A 17,153-nucleotide genomic window follows, 5' to 3' on the forward strand; every position below is an offset into this window, starting at 1 on the left:
GTTGAAAAGTCCGATAGCTGCACGTAGGTAGATACCAGTCCGAACAGACTGAAATTCATACCTGTTCTGCGTTCATGGTCATAATGAGTTCCGCTATGAGCCTATGACTTTTACCGAAAAGAGTCCAGCCAGGAAAAAGAAAAAGCGTTAGCATCGCGTGGTCAATGTGCAATGGTGCTTGCTTTAGCGCAACGTTTCGCGAATGAGATCAGCCAAATCATTAGCTGTGGATTCAACAAGCGAATGCTCTTTGCCTTCCACCATGACACGTGCGACAGATTCCGTTCCCGAATAGCGCAACAAGACCCGTCCAGTTCCGGCAAGTCGCTTTTCGGCTTCGACAACGGCCGTGGTGATTTGAGGAACTTCGTCAAACGGTATCTTCTTTTTCACATGGACGTTGATCAGTTCTTGAGGAAATGGTTCGAGAAGTCTCGACAAACTGGAAAGCGGTTTGTCTTTCTCAATCATAATACGAATCAACTGCAATGCTGCCAGAATACCGTCTCCGGTGGTACTGTGATCAAGAAAAATGAGATGCCCTGATTGCTCACCGCCAAAAGGCAGATTTTTTCGGCGCATCGCTTCAACAACATAGCGGTCACCAACAGGCGTGCGCAATAATTGGCCGTTGTTGTCGTTCATGAACACTTCGAGCGCCATATTGCTCATAACGGTCGAAACAAGCGTATTCCCCGGTAATTCGTTGCGTTCCATCATATCCTTGGCAACGATAGCCATAATCTGATCACCGTCCAGAATCTTGCCGGTTTCATCAACGACGATGGTACGGTCAGCGTCGCCATCAAGGGCTATACCAATATCCGCTCCGACTTCCTTGACCTTTTCAGCCACAACTTGCGGATAGAGAGAACCAACTTTCCGGTTAATGTTCATCCCATTGGGTTCAATCCCAATAGGGAAGACAGTCGCTCCGAGTTCTTCAAAAACAAGCGGGGCCATGCGATACGCCGCCCCGTTGGCACAATCTACCGCGATTTTGAGACCATCAAAGGTCATGTCCAATGGAATGGAATTCTTGAGGTAAACGATATACCGGCCGGGGCTATCTTGAATTTTACGGGCACGTCCGACGGATTCCGGCGTCGGATAATCCCATTCCGTGTTGGGATCCATCACTTTGGCCGAAATTTCATTTTCAACATAATCAGGTAATTTGAAGCCTAACCCATCGAAAAACTTGATTCCATTATCCATATAGGGATTATGGGACGCTGAAATAACCACCCCGACATCGGCGCGCATGTTCTTCGTCAAAAATGAAATCGCCGGCGTGGGCATTGGTCCCACCATGAATACATCCATTCCGGCAGCACAGAATCCCGAGGTCATGGCATTTTCAAAAATATACCCGGAAAGACGAGTGTCTTTACCAATAACGACCCGATGACGCTTATGACCATTGCGGAAATATTGCCCGGCTGCCAATCCCAGCCGCAAGGCGACTTCAGGAGTCATGGGATGTATATTGACCTGGCCACGAAGCCCGTCTGTTCCAAATAGTCGCCCTGTCATGTCCCCTCCGATTTGAGAATTCGCTGTCATCTGCTCGAACGGCAGTCCATTACATTTTCAATACGATAAGACGTCTCCATGGAATCACGCATCCATGCAACATCGTCTTCTGAACAATCCGTCTACGTTACGGAGTGGGTTCGCTCGTGGGAACCGCAGGCAAAGGTACGGAAACCTGAATCGTCTTTGGTTTTTTCTCGATCAGGCTTACCCCTTCGGGGCCGACCACTTCGTATTCAAGTTCGTGGAGTCCCGGTTCAAGCGTCGAGGGAAGTTTGAGCACAGCGCGTACTCCATCATTCAGCTTGCCCTGCTGCTCCATCAAAACAGGAGCATTCACAACAACACCGACCTGCTTAGGAGAGTAAGTAATATTGCCACCGGGATCGTTGGGTATAATAAGCGGCACAGTAAGACGCACTTTTTTAAATACAGGAGCCATGACAAGACTGGCCTCCACAGAAACAGGATTGGCCTCCACATTGTCCGGCATATCGAGTTCAATAGGAGATTTCCATTGAGTAAATGGTTCCGCAGGAATCACCAAAGGAAGTGTTTTAATTTCATCAATTTCAGACACATCGGACTTGGGCCCACTCAACTGCGCCGTGTTCGGCGTTGGTTGCGCCGAAGAAATACGATACCCGTCAGGAATCTTTCCTTTCAAAACAAGTTTAACAGGAACGGTCTTCGTCAATCGTTGAGTGGCCACGACCTCCATCTTGGATGGATCGATAGCAACGACCTGAAAGATACTACTGAGTGGAATATTTGCCGGATCAAAATTGATAACATTATTTCCGGGCTTAATACGGCTCAAATCAAGATTGTAGGCAAGACCCGCCGTATCGAAACGTTGCATCATCCCTTTGGGACCACGGACAAGGACAGCAATGGTGTTGCGGATACCACGCTCAATATAAACACCATCAGGCATCCCTGACATCTGCACACGCACATCCACCCACGAGTCCACTTTCTCCTGCCCGGTCACGATAAACCAACAAAATATAGCCAGACCCAAGGCAAGCAGACGATATGACCAATTGCCTATCATGACTGCCCCACCCACAATTCAAACAACGATTGTTTCAGCTGACTTTCATTCATGGGAGATGAAAGCCGTCCATTCACAGCAACGGTCACCGATCCGCGTTCTTCGCTGACAACCAAGGCGGCGGCGTCGGTTTCTTCTGTGATCCCCAAAGCGGCACGATGCCTTGTCCCCCAATTAGGATCCATATTCAGACCGGTAGCCAAAGGAAGGATGCAGGACACAGCCACAATTCGATCACCTTTCACGACAACCGCTCCGTCATGTAAAGGGGCTGCAGTATTGAAAACACTCAGCAAAATTTCCTTTTTAATGGGAGCTATGAGCTCCGTCCCTTTCGCCATGACATCGCCAAGAGGGACAGATCGCTCTAAGACGATCAATGCTCCCGTGCGAGTTTTCGCCAGGTGAAACAAGGTCAACACCAACTCTTGGACAATTTCTTCGCTGGGGAGCGTTTTCTTTTGCATGAAAATAAGCCGCGTTGCTCCCATTTGCGATAAGCCCTTCCGGATATCGGCCTGAAAAATAATGACAATGACCAAAATAAAGGAACCCAGAAAGTTGGTCAGAAGCCAATGCAGCGTATAGAGACCAAATGTACCGGAGAGGTAGTACAAGACAAGCAACAACACCATGCCATAAATAATGGACACAGCGCGTGTGCCTTTGATGAGTAGAAGGAGCCGATAAAATATCGTGGCAACTAGAAATACATCTAAGGCCTCTCGCCAACCGATATCAAGAGTTGTCAGCCATTGCAGCATGGTTTTATCGTACTCAAGGAGGAGTGTTTGGAATTATGTATCCCGAAGAGCCAAAGGAGATCGTGGCCTACCGGGGAGGAAACGTCATAGTGTGGCGTTTAACCAATCGATATTGTTTTTTCATGCGAACTTGCGGTCTTGTCAAGAAAACAAACATCCTTGCCACATCCGCACAGTAATTCTCTCACGCCTCAGATGCTGCCGTGATCGCATGCGCCGTGACCAATCCTTGACGAGCAGCCGCAACATCGTGAACCCGGTGAATACCGACTCCGCGCATAAATAACGTAACCGTTGCTGCGAGCGTTGCCGCGCCTCGGTCCGCCGTGGCCAAGCCCAACAAATGTTGAAAGAGCGACTTGTTGGATAACCCCATAAAAACAGGTCGTCCCAAACTCATGAGACGATCCACGTTTCCAAGCAACATCAAATTGTGTTCAAGCGTCTTACCAAAACCAATACCAGGATCAAGTACAATTCGCTCTTCGCGTACTCCTGCGCGTGTCAGCACGCCGAGACGCTCTTCGAAAAATGCTATGACGTCATCAACCACGTTATCGTATTGTGGATTGATCTGCATCTCCTTTGGGCGTCCTGAGGAATGCATCAAAACGTATCCGGGATTTTCCTGAGCAATGACATCGATAAGAGCCGGATCAAATCGACATGCAGAAACATCATTAATAATACTCGCACCGGCATCCAAAGCAGCAGCAGCTGTACTCGCACGATACGTATCTACAGAAATGGCAACAGGTCCTTCAGGGCGCTCCAACCGATACAATCCCTCAACGACTGGTGTCACACGGCGACGCTCTTCTATCATACTCACAGGATCGGAGCCGGGACGCGTAGACTCTCCGCCGATATCAAGAATGTCGGCCCCCTGCTTCAGCAGGGTGATGCTGTAGGCCAAGGCGGTTTTCGCATCGTGCAGCCGTCCACCATCAAAAAAGGAGTCCGGCGTCACATTGACTATGCCTGCAATCAAAAAAGGGGCAGGGCCGAGAACCCTGCCCCCTCGTATTTCCCATGAGACAGTCGGGATGTTCGAATTAGTGTTCATCATCTCCCGAATTCCCGCCATCTTTTCGCGGTTGTCCGACATTGCCATACCGACTTTTAGACGCTTCGTCCGCCGATGCAGACGATTCGGATGTGCCCTGCTCGTGCTGTTCTGTGTCGGCATTTCCGTTCGTGTCCCCACCGCTCGTTTCATCGCTGGCTTCCGTGTCATCATCAGATTCCAGCTTAAACTCTTCTTGCGCCTGGGAACCCGTTGGACTCTGTTCTGCAGGACTTTGGGTGGACAATTCCGGTTCGGGCAGCGGCTCGCCTTTCATAATACGTGTAATATCGTCACCGGAGATGGTTTCGCGTTCAAGCAACGCGGCTGCCACTTTTTCAAGTTCATCGCGGTGATCTTCGAGGAGCTTACGAGCCTCCTTATGAGAAGTTTCAACAATCAGACGAACTTCGGCGTCGATTTCCATGGCGGTCTGTTCACTGAAATTCTTGTGGTGAACCAACTCACGGCCAAGAAAAATCTCATCGTCTTTCTCGCCGTATGAAAGAGGACCGAGCTTGTCACTCATCCCCCACTTGCAGACCATGCTACGTGCCAAGTTGGTAGCACGCTCAATGTCGTTGGAAGCGCCGGTGGTCAATTGATTGAGAATCATCTCTTCTGCGACGCGCCCCCCCAGCAAGACCTGAAGGTTGTTGAGCAGAAAGCTCTTGCTGTAATTATGTCGTTCATCCACGGGCAGTTGCTGCGTTACACCCAACGCGCGACCACGCGGAATGATAGAAACCTTGTGAACAGGATCGGTTCCGGGAAGCAACATCGCCACTAACGCATGGCCGCCTTCATGGTAGGCCGTCGTCGTTTTTTCTTCTTCACTCAAAATAACGCTACGGCGTTCCTTGCCCATCAAAACTTTGTCTTTTGCCGTCTCGAAATCCAGCATGACCACAGCGTCACGACCAAGTTTGGCAGCAGCCAGCGCGGCTTCGTTGACAAGGTTCTCAAGGTCGGCTCCAGAAAAACCGGGAGTTCCCCGAGCGAGGACTTCCAAATCTACTTCCCCGGCCAACGGTGTTTTCCGCGTGTGGACTTCAAGAATCTTCTTACGGCCGCGCAAGTCCGGCGTTGGTACAACGACCTGACGGTCAAAACGACCGGGACGTAAAAGAGCCGGGTCAAGAACATCCGGACGGTTGGTGGCGGCAATGAGAATGACGCCTTCGTTGGATTCAAAACCGTCCATCTCGACAAGCAATTGGTTCAAAGTCTGTTCGCGTTCATCGTGTCCGCCTCCCAGCCCAGCTCCACGCTGCCGACCAACTGCATCGATTTCATCGATAAAGATAAGGCACGGTGCATTTTTTTTGCCCTGAACAAACAAGTCGCGCACACGGGCCGCACCAACACCAACAAACATTTCCACGAAATCCGAACCGGAAATGGAGAAGAAGGGAACGCCAGCTTCCCCGGCAACAGCGCGGGCCAAGAGTGTTTTCCCTGTACCGGGCGACCCGACGAGCAACACCCCTTTCGGAATGCGACCGCCAAGCCGGGTAAACTTCTTGGGTTCACTCAAGAACTCGACAATTTCCGAGAGTTCTTCTTTGGCTTCATCCACCCCTGCCACGTCTGCAAAGGTGACACGCGTTGTATCCTGTGAAATCATGCGCGCCCGAGATCGGCCAAACGACAAGGCTTTGCCTGATCCGTTCTGCATCTGGCGCATGAAGAAAATCCAAACCCCAATAAGCAGGAGCATCGGAAACCATGATACAAGGATTGTCATGTACCACGGTGATTCCTCCGCCGGCTCGGCCATAACCTGCACTTTGTTTTTGATGAGCTTGGAGACAAGCGTAGGATCTTCCGGCGCATATGTGACAAAGCTCTCATCGTCGCTTGTCACACCATTGATACGCTGGCCGTGCATTTTCACAGCCGTAATTTTGCCGCTGTCAACCTTTTCGATAAAATCAGAATACGAAAGCTTGCGTTGCCCCTGCTGAGGCTGGTTGAAAAGATTGAAAAGAACGACCATGAGCAGGGAAATGGCCGCCCACAGCATCAGGTTCTTGGCGAAGCTATTCAAACGGGAAACCTCCGTCGAAGTGTAAACAATTGGTTGCGTGCGAAGTACGTCATGTCAATTGAGACAGTGCAATCAAGCATGTCTATTTTTAGCAAGAAACCGGCGTGCATCACATTATCGTCCATCCTGGATACAAGGGGTAGGAAAAACACCTGTTGACCCCAGCCCGAAAATTGATATTTTGAGCGCCCCACGCAAATGGAAGCGTATCGTCACCGGTGTGGCGCCTGGACTTCAAATCCAGTGGACGGTCGAAAGGTCGTCGGTAGGTTCGACTCCTATACGCTTCCGCCACCATCTTCAAGAGCTTGAAGCCACATCTCGATATCCGATATTTGTTTTTCAACATTTTGATACGCCGTGCCTCCGGGAGTCGTCCGTCTGGCCACAGCGGTTTCATACGCTAAAATATCGGCCACGTCCTCATTAATGAGGTCACTGAATTCTGCGAGTTCTTCAAACGGGAGCATTTCAATGCCGAGCCCCTTCTTCTCACAGTGTGCGACAACCGCACCGGTGACATGGTGTGCCTCACGAAAGGGCATCCCTTTGGTCACAAGGTAGTCGGCTAATTCCGTCGCATTAAGGAAACCGGCCTGCACTGCACGGCCCATGTTTTCCGGACGAAAAATCATGGCATGCATCATATCCGCCATAATCGAAACAGAAGCCGAGACGGTCGCATCGGCATCGAAAAATGGCTCTTTATCTTCCTGCATGTCCCGATTGTAGGCGAGAGGCAAGCCTTTGACCATAGTCAACAGCGACATGAGGTCGCCATACACACGACCAGTTTTGCCCCGCATGAGTTCTGCCACATCAGGATTCTTTTTTTGCGGCATGATGCTTGATCCTGTAGCAAATGCATCAGGCAACGCAACATAGCCGAAATTCGGATTCGCCCACAGAATGATTTCTTCACATAATCGACTTAAATGCGCCATAATAACGCTGCCAACGAAAGTCGCTTCAAGCACATAATCACGATCAGAGACTGCGTCTAGGCTATTGGCGAAATGCGATTGAAATCCGACTTCAGCCGCAGTCATAGCCGGATCAAGTGCGTACGTCGTCCCGGCCAAAGCAGCCGCGCCCAATGGTGAAACTTCAACACGGGCCAAGGCATCCCCTGCACGGTCGAAATCTCGACGAAACATCTGGGCATAGGCCAAGAGATGGTGTCCGAGGCTGATAGGTTGAGCCGGTTGAAGGTGGGTATAGCCGGGAAGAATGGTGTGAACATGTTGCGATGCCCGATCAGCCAGCACCTTGACCAAACGAGACAGCAACAGACGCCATTGCCTGAGCCGAGACGAAACATACAGTCGAAAATCAAGATTGACCTGGTCATTTCGGCTGCGACCGGTGTGCAGCTTGCGGCCGAGAGGACCAAGAAGTTCGGTCAACCGGTGTTCGATATTCATGTGAACATCTTCAAGATCATCACGCCAACTCAGCGCACCGGACTCGATTTCTTGGAGAATCGTATCCAGTCCTTCACGAATCTTCTGCGCTTCGTCCGCTGTCAACACGCCTGCTTTGACGAGCATGGCAGCGTGTGCCTTCGATCCGGTAATGTCCTGTCTATAAAGGAGTCGGTCAAATCCGACCGACGCTGTATATGCCTCGACTTCAGCGGCCACGGATTCGGTAAAGCGGCCGCCCCACATTTTTTTCGTCATGTCCTTTTCCACGCTCAAAACCCAGTGGGTTCTGCTGGTGTTACTTCAACAGTATGTCATGTGCGGCCCGTATACAACATCATGTGCAACCGTGGTATAGCCGGGGAGGTCGCCCTCCCCGATTTCCGGTTATTCCGCCTGGAATCCACCGGTTACATCTCATCGTTCAAATTATTTGCCGCTCTTATATCCGCGAAGTCGCAGACCATTGAGCCGGATAAATCCAGCAGCATCAGCCTGATTATAGACATCATCGGCTTCAAACGTGCTCAATTTTTCATCATACAGCGAATACGGCGATTTACGACCAAGCGGAATAGCATTGCCTTTGTAGAGCTTGACGCGCACTGTTCCGGTCACACGTTTCTGGGTCGCGTCAATAAACGCTTGCAGTGATTCACGCTCAGGCGAGAACCAGTACCCATTGTATATCATCGAGGCGTACTTGGGAATGAGGCTATCACGCAAGTGCAAGGTTTCTCGATCCAGCGTCAAGCCTTCCAAATCACGGTGAGCAGCATGAATGATAGCACCGCCTGGAGTCTCATACACTCCGCGCGACTTCATGCCGACAAACCGGTTTTCGACCATGTCGAGACGTCCCACACCATGCTTGCCGCCCAGCGTGTTCAGTTTTTTGATAAGGCTGGCCGGGCTCAAGCGTTCACCATTGACGGCAACAGGATCACCAGCTTCAAATTCGATTTCAATAATTTCCGGGGTATTCGGAGCATCTTCCACAGGAACACACAACAAGTGACATCCTGCTTTGGGTTCACTCCAAGGGTCTTCCAATTCGCTGCCTTCAAAGCTCAAATGCAACAGATTGCGGTCCATGCTGTACGGCTTCTCTTTCGTCACAGGAACGGGAATACCGTTTTCTTTGGCAAAATTGATCAAGTCCGTGCGCGACTTGAAATCCCACTCGCGCCACGGCGCAATGGTAGCAAGATCCGGAGCCAACGCCATCGTGCTCAACTCGAAACGGACTTGGTCGTTGCCTTTGCCTGTCGCGCCATGCGCAACGGCCTGAGCGCCTTCTGCACGAGCGATATCGACAAGGCGTTTGGCGATAAGCGGCCGGGCAATAGAGGTGCCGAGCATGTAGCGCCCTTCATAAATTGCCGCAGCCCGCAGCATGGGGAAAATAAAATCTTTGGCGAACTCTTCGCGCAAATCGTCTATATAAACTTTCGAAGCTCCGGTACGGGTGGCTTTTTCGTCAAGGCCATCCAGTTCTTCTTCTTGTCCGAGGTCAGCTGTCAGCGTAATGACCTCGCAATTATATGTTTTGGCAATCCACTTCAGGATGACCGAAGTGTCCAAGCCACCGGAATAGGCCAGAACTACTTTATTGATATCGCTCATGGTACGTTGTCCTCAAAGACGAAGTATCGGGTTGACAGTTCACTAAAACGCCACATGCGGTCCAAGATGACCAATGGGGTTAATGCGTGCCGGTACGGGATAGATACTGTAATCGACGTTGCCAAACACCCATTCCAAAATAGCCTTTTGCATGTGTAAACGATTTTCGGCTTGATCCCAAACGATGGACCGTTCTCCTTCAAGCACCTCTTCACTGACTTCCTCGCCACGGTGGGCTGGCAGGCAATGCAGCACCTTGCACTCAGGCTTGGCATGTTTGAGCAGTTCTTCGGTCACCTGATACGGCGCAAAAATACGTTCACGTTTCTTTTGCTCAGCTTCCTGTCCCATGGATGCCCACACGTCGGTGTAGACGAAATCGGCGTCTTCCACCCCTTCGACCGGATCATGTGTCATGTAAATCTTAGCCCCGCTTTTTAAAGCAAGGTCGATAACATTCGTATCGGGATTGTAACCTTCTGGGAAGGACAGAAACAGTTCAAATGGGAAATATATTGCCGCATTGATGAGTGACTGAGCAACATTATTACCATCCCCCACCCAGGCAACACGCGTTTTATCCAGTCCCGGACCATGCTCTTTCATTGTCAGAATATCGCTCATAATCTGGCATGGATGAAAGCTGTCGGACAACGCATTGACAACAGGAATGTCCGAATACAGGCGCATTTCTTCCAAATTGGAATGGGCAAACGTCCGCACGACCAAACCATCGACATACCGCGACAAGACGCGGGTGGCATCTTTAATCGGCTCATCACGACCAAGTTGCGACTCGGCTGGCGTCATGAAAATAGTTTGTCCGCCCAGATGGCGTATCGCCACATCAAAGGATATCCGTGTCCTGGTCGAGGCTTTCTCGAAGATGAGTACAATTGTTTTCCCGGCAAGGAGGTCGCTTCTATAATCGACCTTCTTCATTTCTTCGGCACGGGCGAGCACGCCGAAGGCCTGCGAATACGGAATATCCTGCACGGTGAGAAAATGTTTCAGCATGGTTGTTGCCCTTCGATGTCATAGGAGAAAAGAGTTCAGGTAAAGAAAAAAATGGCTCCTGTCAAAGCGCCATGGAGCAATAGCAATACATATCCTGATCGGAAAAAAACGTCACCGCAAAAAGAGAAGGGAAAAGAAGACGAGTTTCATGCAAAGAGATGTACTAGCACATGAACCGCTCCCGGCCACTGCCAGGGCCAGGAACGGTAAGTACGAGAGCGATATCGTTACAGAATCTGTTCAAGAAACTTCTGCGTACGCGGATTTTTGGGTGCCGTATAAAATTCTTCCGGCGTGGCAATTTCCAGGATTTGCCCACCATCCATAAATACAATGCGGTCAGCAACTTCGCGGGCAAAGCCCATTTCATGCGTTACAACGACCATCGTCATGCCCTCACGGGCAAGCGTCACCATAACATCAAGCACTTCCCCGATCATTTCCGGGTCTAGAGCCGATGTCGGTTCGTCGAACAGCATAATCTTCGGACTCATCGCCAACGCCCGCGCAATGGCAACGCGCTGCTGCTGTCCACCGGAAAGCATGGTCGGATAGACATCAGCCTTCTCGCGAATGCCAACCTTATCGAGGAGCTTGTAGGCCATTTCTTCGGCAGTGGCGCGCGGCATCTTTTTGAGCTTCATCGGAGCCAAGGTCAAATTCTGCAGCACGGTTTTATGGGGAAACAGGTTGAAACTTTGAAAAACCATGCCGAGTTCCATGCGAATTTTATTGATATCATTCGCCGGGTTATCGAGGTCAAAGCCATCAACAACAATTTTTCCTGAAGAAATGTCTTCAAGGCGGTTGATTGAGCGCAACAGCGTACTTTTTCCCGAACCACTCGGCCCAATAATGACAACTTTTTCCCCACTGTCGATATTGAGACTCACGTCTTTCAACGCCGCGACGGTATCGAAATACTTACAGACATTTTCAATGGTAATAATATAATTAGGCTTTGACATGACGGCTCAGCCTCTCTTCCATCGTGCTGACGAGCTTGGACAACACCAGCGTGATAAGCAAATACACCAACGCCACCATGGTGTACGTATCAAAATACAAAAAGGTCGTGGAGGCGAATTCACGGCCGCGGCGCAACAAGTCGGCAATCCCCAAAATTGAGATGAGTGACGAGTCTTTGAGCAGCATGATGAATTCGTTACCGATGGGCGGCAAAATAATACGCCAAGCCTGTGGTAAAATGACGTACATCATCGTTTGGGTTCGGTTAAAACCCAACGATCGGGCAGCCTCAGTTTGTCCCTTGTTGATGGACTTAATGCCTGCACGAAAAATTTCCGCCATATAGGCCCCATAGCAGACACTCATGGCAATAACGGCAGCTGGAATGCCGTCGACCCGCAAGAACTGGCCCATGGCGTAATACAGGTAGAACAGCTGAACAAGCAGCGGAACCCCGCGCACCACTTCAACATACGTTGAAGCAATGAGGTTAATCCAATAATTTCGTGAAATGCGACCAAGCCCGGCAATAAACCCGAAACACAACGCCAAGACCATAGAATAGATCGTAACTTTGAAGGTAACGAGAATGCCGTCCGGTAAAAACATGAGCAGATCGGCGTACGGGTCAGGCTTGGTAACGACGAGGTAGATAAGAATGGCTATGGCGCCAACAAAGGAAATTCTCCAGGCAGAAACGAGTCCCTTGTCTCCCTTTTTGGGAATGGCGGGGCCATCATGATATTCAATGGGGGCATTTTCCTCAGACATGGATACTTCGCGCTCTCAGGCGGGCAAAACAAAAAAATGCCGGCGACCGGCCCAATCGGCCGCCGACAAAAAAGGCAAAACGTATGGACGTTATTTGCCGATCCATTTTTCAATGAGCTTCTTGTCGATGCCCTTTTCTTGGACGGCTTTGATACCCTTGTTGATAAGATCGAGCACTTCCGTGTCGCCTTTTTTCACCGCGACACCATAGTATTCAATATCACCAGTTTCGATAACAGCGGCAATGACGAACTTATCTTTATATTTTTCGGTCTGCAGTGCATAGTTGGCGGCAACTGGATCGTCGCACACAACGCCGTCGATACGGCCATTGTACATATCTTCGAATGCGAGACCGACTTCATCGTAGGATTTGTCTTTGATGCCTTCGGCATTTTTGACGGCAAAATGTCCGGTAGTGGAAATCTGCGCGCCCAAGGTTTTGCCCTTCATGTCTTCAAGCCCGTGAACGTCCTTGGCAACCTCTACAGGCACAACCAACGCCTGGCGAACTTTAAAGTAGGGAACAGAGAAGTCCATGGCTTTTTTGCGTTCTTCCGTAATGGAAACAGAAGAGCAAATGGCATCGTATTTGCCAGTACCCAAACCAGCGAAAATACCGTCCCACGCAACAGCTTCAAATTTAGGTTCAAACCCGGCGAGCTTACCGGCTTCGGTCATGTAATCAATGGCAAAGCCGACGATCTGTTTATTGGCATCGACAAATTCCATCGGAGGCCAGGTGGCATCCGTGGCAAAGGTGATAACACGGGCGAATGCCGGCTGAGACAATAGAGCAAGAAAGACAAACGAGAAGAGTAATTTCTTCAACATAATAACCTCCTAAAGGAAAATAAAAACCAGGCACACAAAAAGGCTGTCAATAAATACCTTTACGTATGCGTCACAGTTTTGCAGTGACCATAATTGTCAAAAACACTGATTAATAGATCGAACCCACTAAAAAGACAAGCCGCTTTCTTTGGTATCAGAAAGATTCCTTGTAAAGAACCATGTCTTGCCAATAGTCCACAAACATGGAATGCGTTCTTCTTTTCCCAAATGAGATACGCACCCTTTCAGACATGGAATTGACGACATGAAATCGAACGCACTTCGTGCTGACATCCTGCTTTTCATCACCGCTGCTATATGGGGAGTCGCGTTTGTTGCTCAACGCGTTGGAATGGATAACGTCGGCCCGTTTACATTTAACGGTGTCCGCTTCGCGTTAGGCGGCCTTGTCCTCCTCCCTCTGGCCCTCAAACGTTCGAATCTCCCTCCTCTGCCCCATACTTTGGAAAAAAAACGTATTTCCTTATGGCTGGCCAGCATACTTGCCGGAGTGTTTCTGTTTGGCGGGGCATCGCTGCAACAGGTCGGGTTATTGTATACAACGGCTGGTAAAGCCGGTTTTATTACCGGTCTTTATGTCGTTCTTGTCCCGATAGGCGCGTTTATCTTCAGCAAAGCCAAGCCCGGCCCCGGAGCTGTCGCTGGCGCAGGGTTGGCTGCCCTCGGTCTCTATTTTCTCAGTATGAATGAATCGTTCTCCCTCGCTTTTGGGGATCTGCTTGAACTCATGTGTGCCGTTCTTTTTGCCGGCCATGTGCTGATCATCGGCCGACTGGCTCCCATGGTCGATCCACTCCGACTGGCTGTAGGCCAATACATGGTCTGTGCCCTGCTGAACCTGCTTGTTGCGGGATGTGTTGAACCTTTGGCTTCGCAAGACATTCTTGCCGCAGCAATTCCCATTGCGTATGGCGGCATCATGTCGGTCGGGATCGCGTACACTCTCCAGGTCGTTGCCCAACAGCACGCCAAAGAAAGCCATGCTGCCATTATTTTGAGCCTGGAGTCTGTTTTTGCTGCGCTCGCTGGTGCAATTATTCTCCATGAATCGCTTGGTCTTCGAGAACTTCTTGGCTGTAGCCTCATGTTCGCCGGCTTTCTTGTGTCTCAACTATGGATCAAACGTAACGAAGCCCAAACATGAGTCACATACAAGAGGAACAGTGTTTGGAGAATGGAGAAGAGAAAAAAACGTAATACAGCTACATTCGTTTTTTGACGAAAAAAAGAGGAAAGGAGAAATATCCCCACTATGCAAGATGGCGATATTTCTCCTTTATTACATTGCGTTGTCAAAAAAGCATATAACCTATGGCACAATCTGCATGATATAAGGCTGATTTTCATCGAAGAAACGTTTCGCCGCATTGCGGACATCGACCGGCGTCAGTTTCTCGGCTTCTTCAATGACCTTCTGATTCCTGTCAACATCGAACCCGCGCCCCACCAATCGTGCGGCTTCTTCACTGCGACTCCGCAGACTTTGGTGATTGCGGTAGTAATCTCCGAGGAGAAGATTCTTGGCGCGTTCAATTTCTTCGGCAGGCAGGTCATTCTGCATGACGAATTGGACAACGTCGTCAAACCCGGCCATGGCCTGTGTCGCTTTCTCCGGTGAAGTCCCAATATAGAACGCGAGGAACCCACCCTCTTTGGCCTGCCACAACATCGCCGTTACCGTGTAGCCAAGTCCTTGTTTGTCTCGAAGCTCACGGAACAAAATCCCCCCCTGCCCAGCCAAAGCGGTTTTCAACAGTTTCAAAGCCGGGGTATCCGGACTTTCACTGCCTGGAACAGGATAAATTTTCAGGATATGCGTCTGATTCCGATCCTGAAGCGTCAGTTTTTTCTCATGATTGTTGCTCCACTGAGGAGCCGTAAAAGCAAACGGCGTAACATTCTCTTGGGCCGCGGCCAACTCACGAGCTAATGTCAATATTTCATCCTGATCAAATTGACCGCATACGGCCAACGCCCACGGCATACTCCGCTGTTTTTCCCAAAAAGAAACCAACTGCGCCGGCGTATATGCTTTTACTTCGTCCGGTATGCCTTGCCGGTAGTAACTGTAATGTCCGGATGCGAAGAGAAATGGAAAGAGCTGTCGAAATGCCAACCCCATGGGCTGGTCATTTTGCGACCGAATGGAAGCGAGCTGATTCTGAATGGATAATAGAACTTCCTTATCGACAAAGGCTGGATGCAACACCGTTGCTTTGAACTGATCCAAGACCTCCGACCCAAAGCGAGCCGGATATTTCGCTGTCACGGCAAACGAATCACGACCGTTGGACGCCCAAATGGCTGAAGCACGATCCGATAATAAGTCCTCAATCTCTGTTGCCGACCGGGTAGATGTCCCCCGCGTCAAAGCACGTGCAGCAAGGTCGGCAAGTCCCTGTGTTTTTTCATCCAGTAAAGCATCTCCACCATTGTACACCAGGGAGACAGCCGCATACGGCAAGGTGGGATCGGGCAAAAAGATGACGCGACGCCCCTGCCCTAAGTCCACGATTTCCTTGTGCGCCGTATCCTTTTGAACATGTGTTACACTCTGTTGTTTTTGAGGAATGGCTTGACGAACCGTATCTTCCATAGACTGCGTCAAACTCGCCGTGTCGGCTCCATCCTTTGCCGGAACCAGAGCCGAAACAAAAAGCGCACTGGGACGAACATACGTCGTAATCAGCTTTTCCAGCTCAGCCCGATCGACATTCGCCAAATTGGTCAGGTAGTTGGCTTCTCCATTCGGCCCATAGCCAAAAAAACGGAAATAGCCGAGCTTCATCGTCAGTCCACCCAGTGTTTCTTTGGCCGTAAATAAGGAATCTTCAATATTGAGCTTACCCCGATCAATTTCTTCCTGGGTGAAGCTGTCGGCCGACAAAGAAGATAATTCTGCAATAAGATCTTTCCAAAACGTCTCAAGGTTGGCTTCATCCAAGGTTGCATCAATATAGAGCAACCCTGCGCGCTCCAACGTCAACGATGACATGGAAATCGAATCCACAAGACGTTTGTCATATTTGAACATACGATACAGCTTGGATGTACGGTCTCCACCAAGCAGTTGGGCCAGCAGCTCCAATCCGGCTTCATTGGCGGTGTTCATTCCCGGGATGGGAAACACCGCATGCAGATAGACTTTGTTCCATTTACCTGCCTCCACAACAACCTTAGGGCCGACAGGCAAGCTTTCCGCGGCGATATGTGGTGGAGGAGTCTGCACATGCGTATTTTTCAGATCACCGAACACCTCTTGCGCAGTGGCAACGACATTCTCAGCCTTGATACGACCGCAAACGGCAAGAAGCATAGACTGCGGTTGGTAATGCTCCCGAATATATTGGCGCAAATCTTCGGGAGTGATGGCGGAAACCGAATCTTTGAAGCCGATGATAGGCCATCCGTAAGTTGTCCCGGAAAAAACTTCCGATTGCAACGTCTTAAAAAGACGGTTGGACGGATTGTCTTCCCCCCGAGCAAGCTCGGACAGCACCACTTGTTTTTCTCGCTCAAGTTCTTTGGGGTCGAACTTCGCTGAGAAAATCATGTCCTTGAAGACTTCCAACGGCAATTTCACATGTGCATCAGGGACGTCGGCAATAAACACGGTGTAATCGAAACTCGTTGCCGCATTCACGTCACCGCCAACACGCTCGATTTCTTGGGCAGCATCGCCGCCGTTACGGGTATTCGTCGGTTTGAACACCATATGTTCGAGCAAATGGCTGATACCAGCCTGTTTCGGCGTTTCAAACGCCGATCCCGTGTGAACAAATAATCGTACAGCAGCCAGCGGGAAGCGATCGTCTTCCATGACAACCACGGTCATACCATTTTCAAGAACAGTAACATGAACATCATCAGGTATTTGATCGGGAGCGGCCAGGGCGATACTCTCCCCCAAGGGACTAAGTACTTGCAGCATAGCAAGAACCCCGATCAGGTGCAGAAAAAATCGTTTCACAATGCCTTCCTTTTGTTCTCGTCACAAAAGCTGGAGAAAAGAGAACGA

General features: G+C 50.0%; 13 protein-coding genes and 1 tRNA gene. 2 read left to right on the plus strand and 12 right to left on the minus strand.

All coding sequences use genetic code 11. The features are described from left to right. Positions 1-183: 183 nt before the first annotated feature. From glmM to ftsH, 5 genes are all read right to left on the minus strand, one after another. Entirely contained in the window at positions 184-1,536 is a 1,353-nt protein-coding gene (gene glmM / locus G451_RS0115665) for a phosphoglucosamine mutase (RefSeq protein ID WP_027185002.1), read from the minus strand. Positions 1,537-1,663: 127 nt separating this feature from the next. Next, a complete protein-coding gene (locus G451_RS0115670; RefSeq protein WP_027185003.1) occupies positions 1,664-2,593 on the minus strand; it encodes a CdaR family protein in 930 nt (309 codons plus the stop codon). Further along, positions 2,590-3,357 (minus strand): diadenylate cyclase CdaA, encoded by a 768-nt coding sequence (cdaA, locus tag G451_RS0115675; protein WP_027185004.1) that lies wholly within the window; start codon positions 3,355-3,357, stop codon positions 2,590-2,592. Before cdaA ends, G451_RS0115670 begins: the two co-directional genes overlap by 4 nt. A gap of 184 nt (positions 3,358-3,541) precedes the next feature. Then, positions 3,542-4,423 carry a dihydropteroate synthase gene (gene folP / locus G451_RS0115685; RefSeq protein ID WP_027185005.1) on the minus strand — a complete coding sequence of 294 codons (882 nt, stop codon included), beginning with the start codon at positions 4,421-4,423 and terminating at the stop codon, positions 3,542-3,544. After that, on the minus strand, positions 4,413-6,473 hold the full coding sequence (gene ftsH / locus G451_RS29765; RefSeq protein WP_084448605.1) for an ATP-dependent zinc metalloprotease FtsH: 2,061 nt from the start codon (positions 6,471-6,473) through the stop codon (positions 4,413-4,415). The genes folP and ftsH overlap by 11 nt, the downstream gene beginning before the upstream one ends. A gap of 200 nt (positions 6,474-6,673) precedes the next feature. Between ftsH and G451_RS0115695 the strand changes: the two genes are divergently transcribed. Further along, positions 6,674-6,767: transfer RNA gene (locus tag G451_RS0115695), tRNA-Sec, on the plus strand. On the opposite strand, the gene argH is transcribed toward G451_RS0115695, so the two are convergent. From argH to G451_RS0115725, 6 genes are all read right to left on the minus strand, one after another. Continuing rightward, a complete protein-coding gene (gene argH / locus G451_RS32940) occupies positions 6,752-8,155 on the minus strand; it encodes an argininosuccinate lyase (RefSeq protein WP_027185006.1) in 1,404 nt (467 codons plus the stop codon). The genes G451_RS0115695 and argH overlap by 16 nt on opposite strands. Before the next feature lie 171 nt (positions 8,156-8,326). Further along, positions 8,327-9,523: an argininosuccinate synthase gene (locus G451_RS0115705; protein ID WP_027185007.1), complete on the minus strand. Its 1,197-nt coding sequence runs from the start codon at positions 9,521-9,523 to the stop codon at positions 8,327-8,329. 42 nt (positions 9,524-9,565) lie between these two features. Then, positions 9,566-10,540 carry an ornithine carbamoyltransferase gene (gene argF / locus G451_RS29770; RefSeq protein ID WP_084448606.1) on the minus strand — a complete coding sequence of 325 codons (975 nt, stop codon included), beginning with the start codon at positions 10,538-10,540 and terminating at the stop codon, positions 9,566-9,568. Positions 10,541-10,767: 227 nt separating this feature from the next. Further along, entirely contained in the window at positions 10,768-11,508 is a 741-nt protein-coding gene (locus G451_RS0115715; protein ID WP_027185008.1) for an amino acid ABC transporter ATP-binding protein, read from the minus strand. Further along, a complete protein-coding gene (locus tag G451_RS0115720; protein WP_027185009.1) occupies positions 11,495-12,280 on the minus strand; it encodes an amino acid ABC transporter permease in 786 nt (261 codons plus the stop codon). The genes G451_RS0115715 and G451_RS0115720 overlap by 14 nt, the downstream gene beginning before the upstream one ends. 90 nt (positions 12,281-12,370) lie before the next feature. After that, positions 12,371-13,114: a basic amino acid ABC transporter substrate-binding protein gene (locus G451_RS0115725; RefSeq protein WP_027185010.1), complete on the minus strand. Its 744-nt coding sequence runs from the start codon at positions 13,112-13,114 to the stop codon at positions 12,371-12,373. 265 nt (positions 13,115-13,379) lie between these two features. On the opposite strand from G451_RS0115725, the gene G451_RS0115730 reads away from it, so the two are divergent. Continuing rightward, entirely contained in the window at positions 13,380-14,279 is a 900-nt protein-coding gene (locus tag G451_RS0115730; RefSeq protein ID WP_027185011.1) for a DMT family transporter, read from the plus strand. 165 nt (positions 14,280-14,444) lie between these two features. On the opposite strand, the gene G451_RS0115735 is transcribed toward G451_RS0115730, so the two are convergent. Continuing rightward, the gene (locus G451_RS0115735) at positions 14,445-17,105 is read right to left on the minus strand and encodes a M16 family metallopeptidase (RefSeq protein ID WP_156921675.1); all 2,661 of its coding nucleotides are present in this window, start codon (positions 17,103-17,105) and stop codon (positions 14,445-14,447) included. Positions 17,106-17,153: the final 48 nt, after the last annotated feature.

Source organism: Desulfovibrio inopinatus DSM 10711, from assembly GCF_000429305.1.
Classification (GTDB): domain Bacteria; phylum Desulfobacterota; class Desulfovibrionia; order Desulfovibrionales; family Desulfovibrionaceae; genus Alteridesulfovibrio; species Alteridesulfovibrio inopinatus.

Excerpts from the sequence above, each read along its gene's own strand:
- glmM (WP_027185002.1), bottom strand. The coding sequence starts at position 1,536 with ATGACAGGGCGACTATTTGGAACAGACGGGCTTCGTGGCCAGGTCAAT.
- G451_RS0115670 (WP_027185003.1), bottom strand. The coding sequence starts at position 2,593 with ATGATAGGCAATTGGTCATATCGTCTGCTTGCCTTGGGTCTGGCTATA.
- cdaA (WP_027185004.1), bottom strand. The coding sequence starts at position 3,357 with ATGCTGCAATGGCTGACAACTCTTGATATCGGTTGGCGAGAGGCCTTA.
- folP (WP_027185005.1), bottom strand. The coding sequence starts at position 4,423 with ATGAACACTAATTCGAACATCCCGACTGTCTCATGGGAAATACGAGGG.
- argH (WP_027185006.1), bottom strand. The coding sequence starts at position 8,155 with ATGACGAAAAAAATGTGGGGCGGCCGCTTTACCGAATCCGTGGCCGCT.
- G451_RS0115705 (WP_027185007.1), bottom strand. The coding sequence starts at position 9,523 with ATGAGCGATATCAATAAAGTAGTTCTGGCCTATTCCGGTGGCTTGGAC.
- argF (WP_084448606.1), bottom strand. The coding sequence starts at position 10,540 with ATGCTGAAACATTTTCTCACCGTGCAGGATATTCCGTATTCGCAGGCC.
- G451_RS0115715 (WP_027185008.1), bottom strand. The coding sequence starts at position 11,508 with ATGTCAAAGCCTAATTATATTATTACCATTGAAAATGTCTGTAAGTAT.
- G451_RS0115720 (WP_027185009.1), bottom strand. The coding sequence starts at position 12,280 with ATGTCTGAGGAAAATGCCCCCATTGAATATCATGATGGCCCCGCCATT.
- G451_RS0115725 (WP_027185010.1), bottom strand. The coding sequence starts at position 13,114 with ATGTTGAAGAAATTACTCTTCTCGTTTGTCTTTCTTGCTCTATTGTCT.
- G451_RS0115730 (WP_027185011.1), top strand. The coding sequence starts at position 13,380 with ATGAAATCGAACGCACTTCGTGCTGACATCCTGCTTTTCATCACCGCT.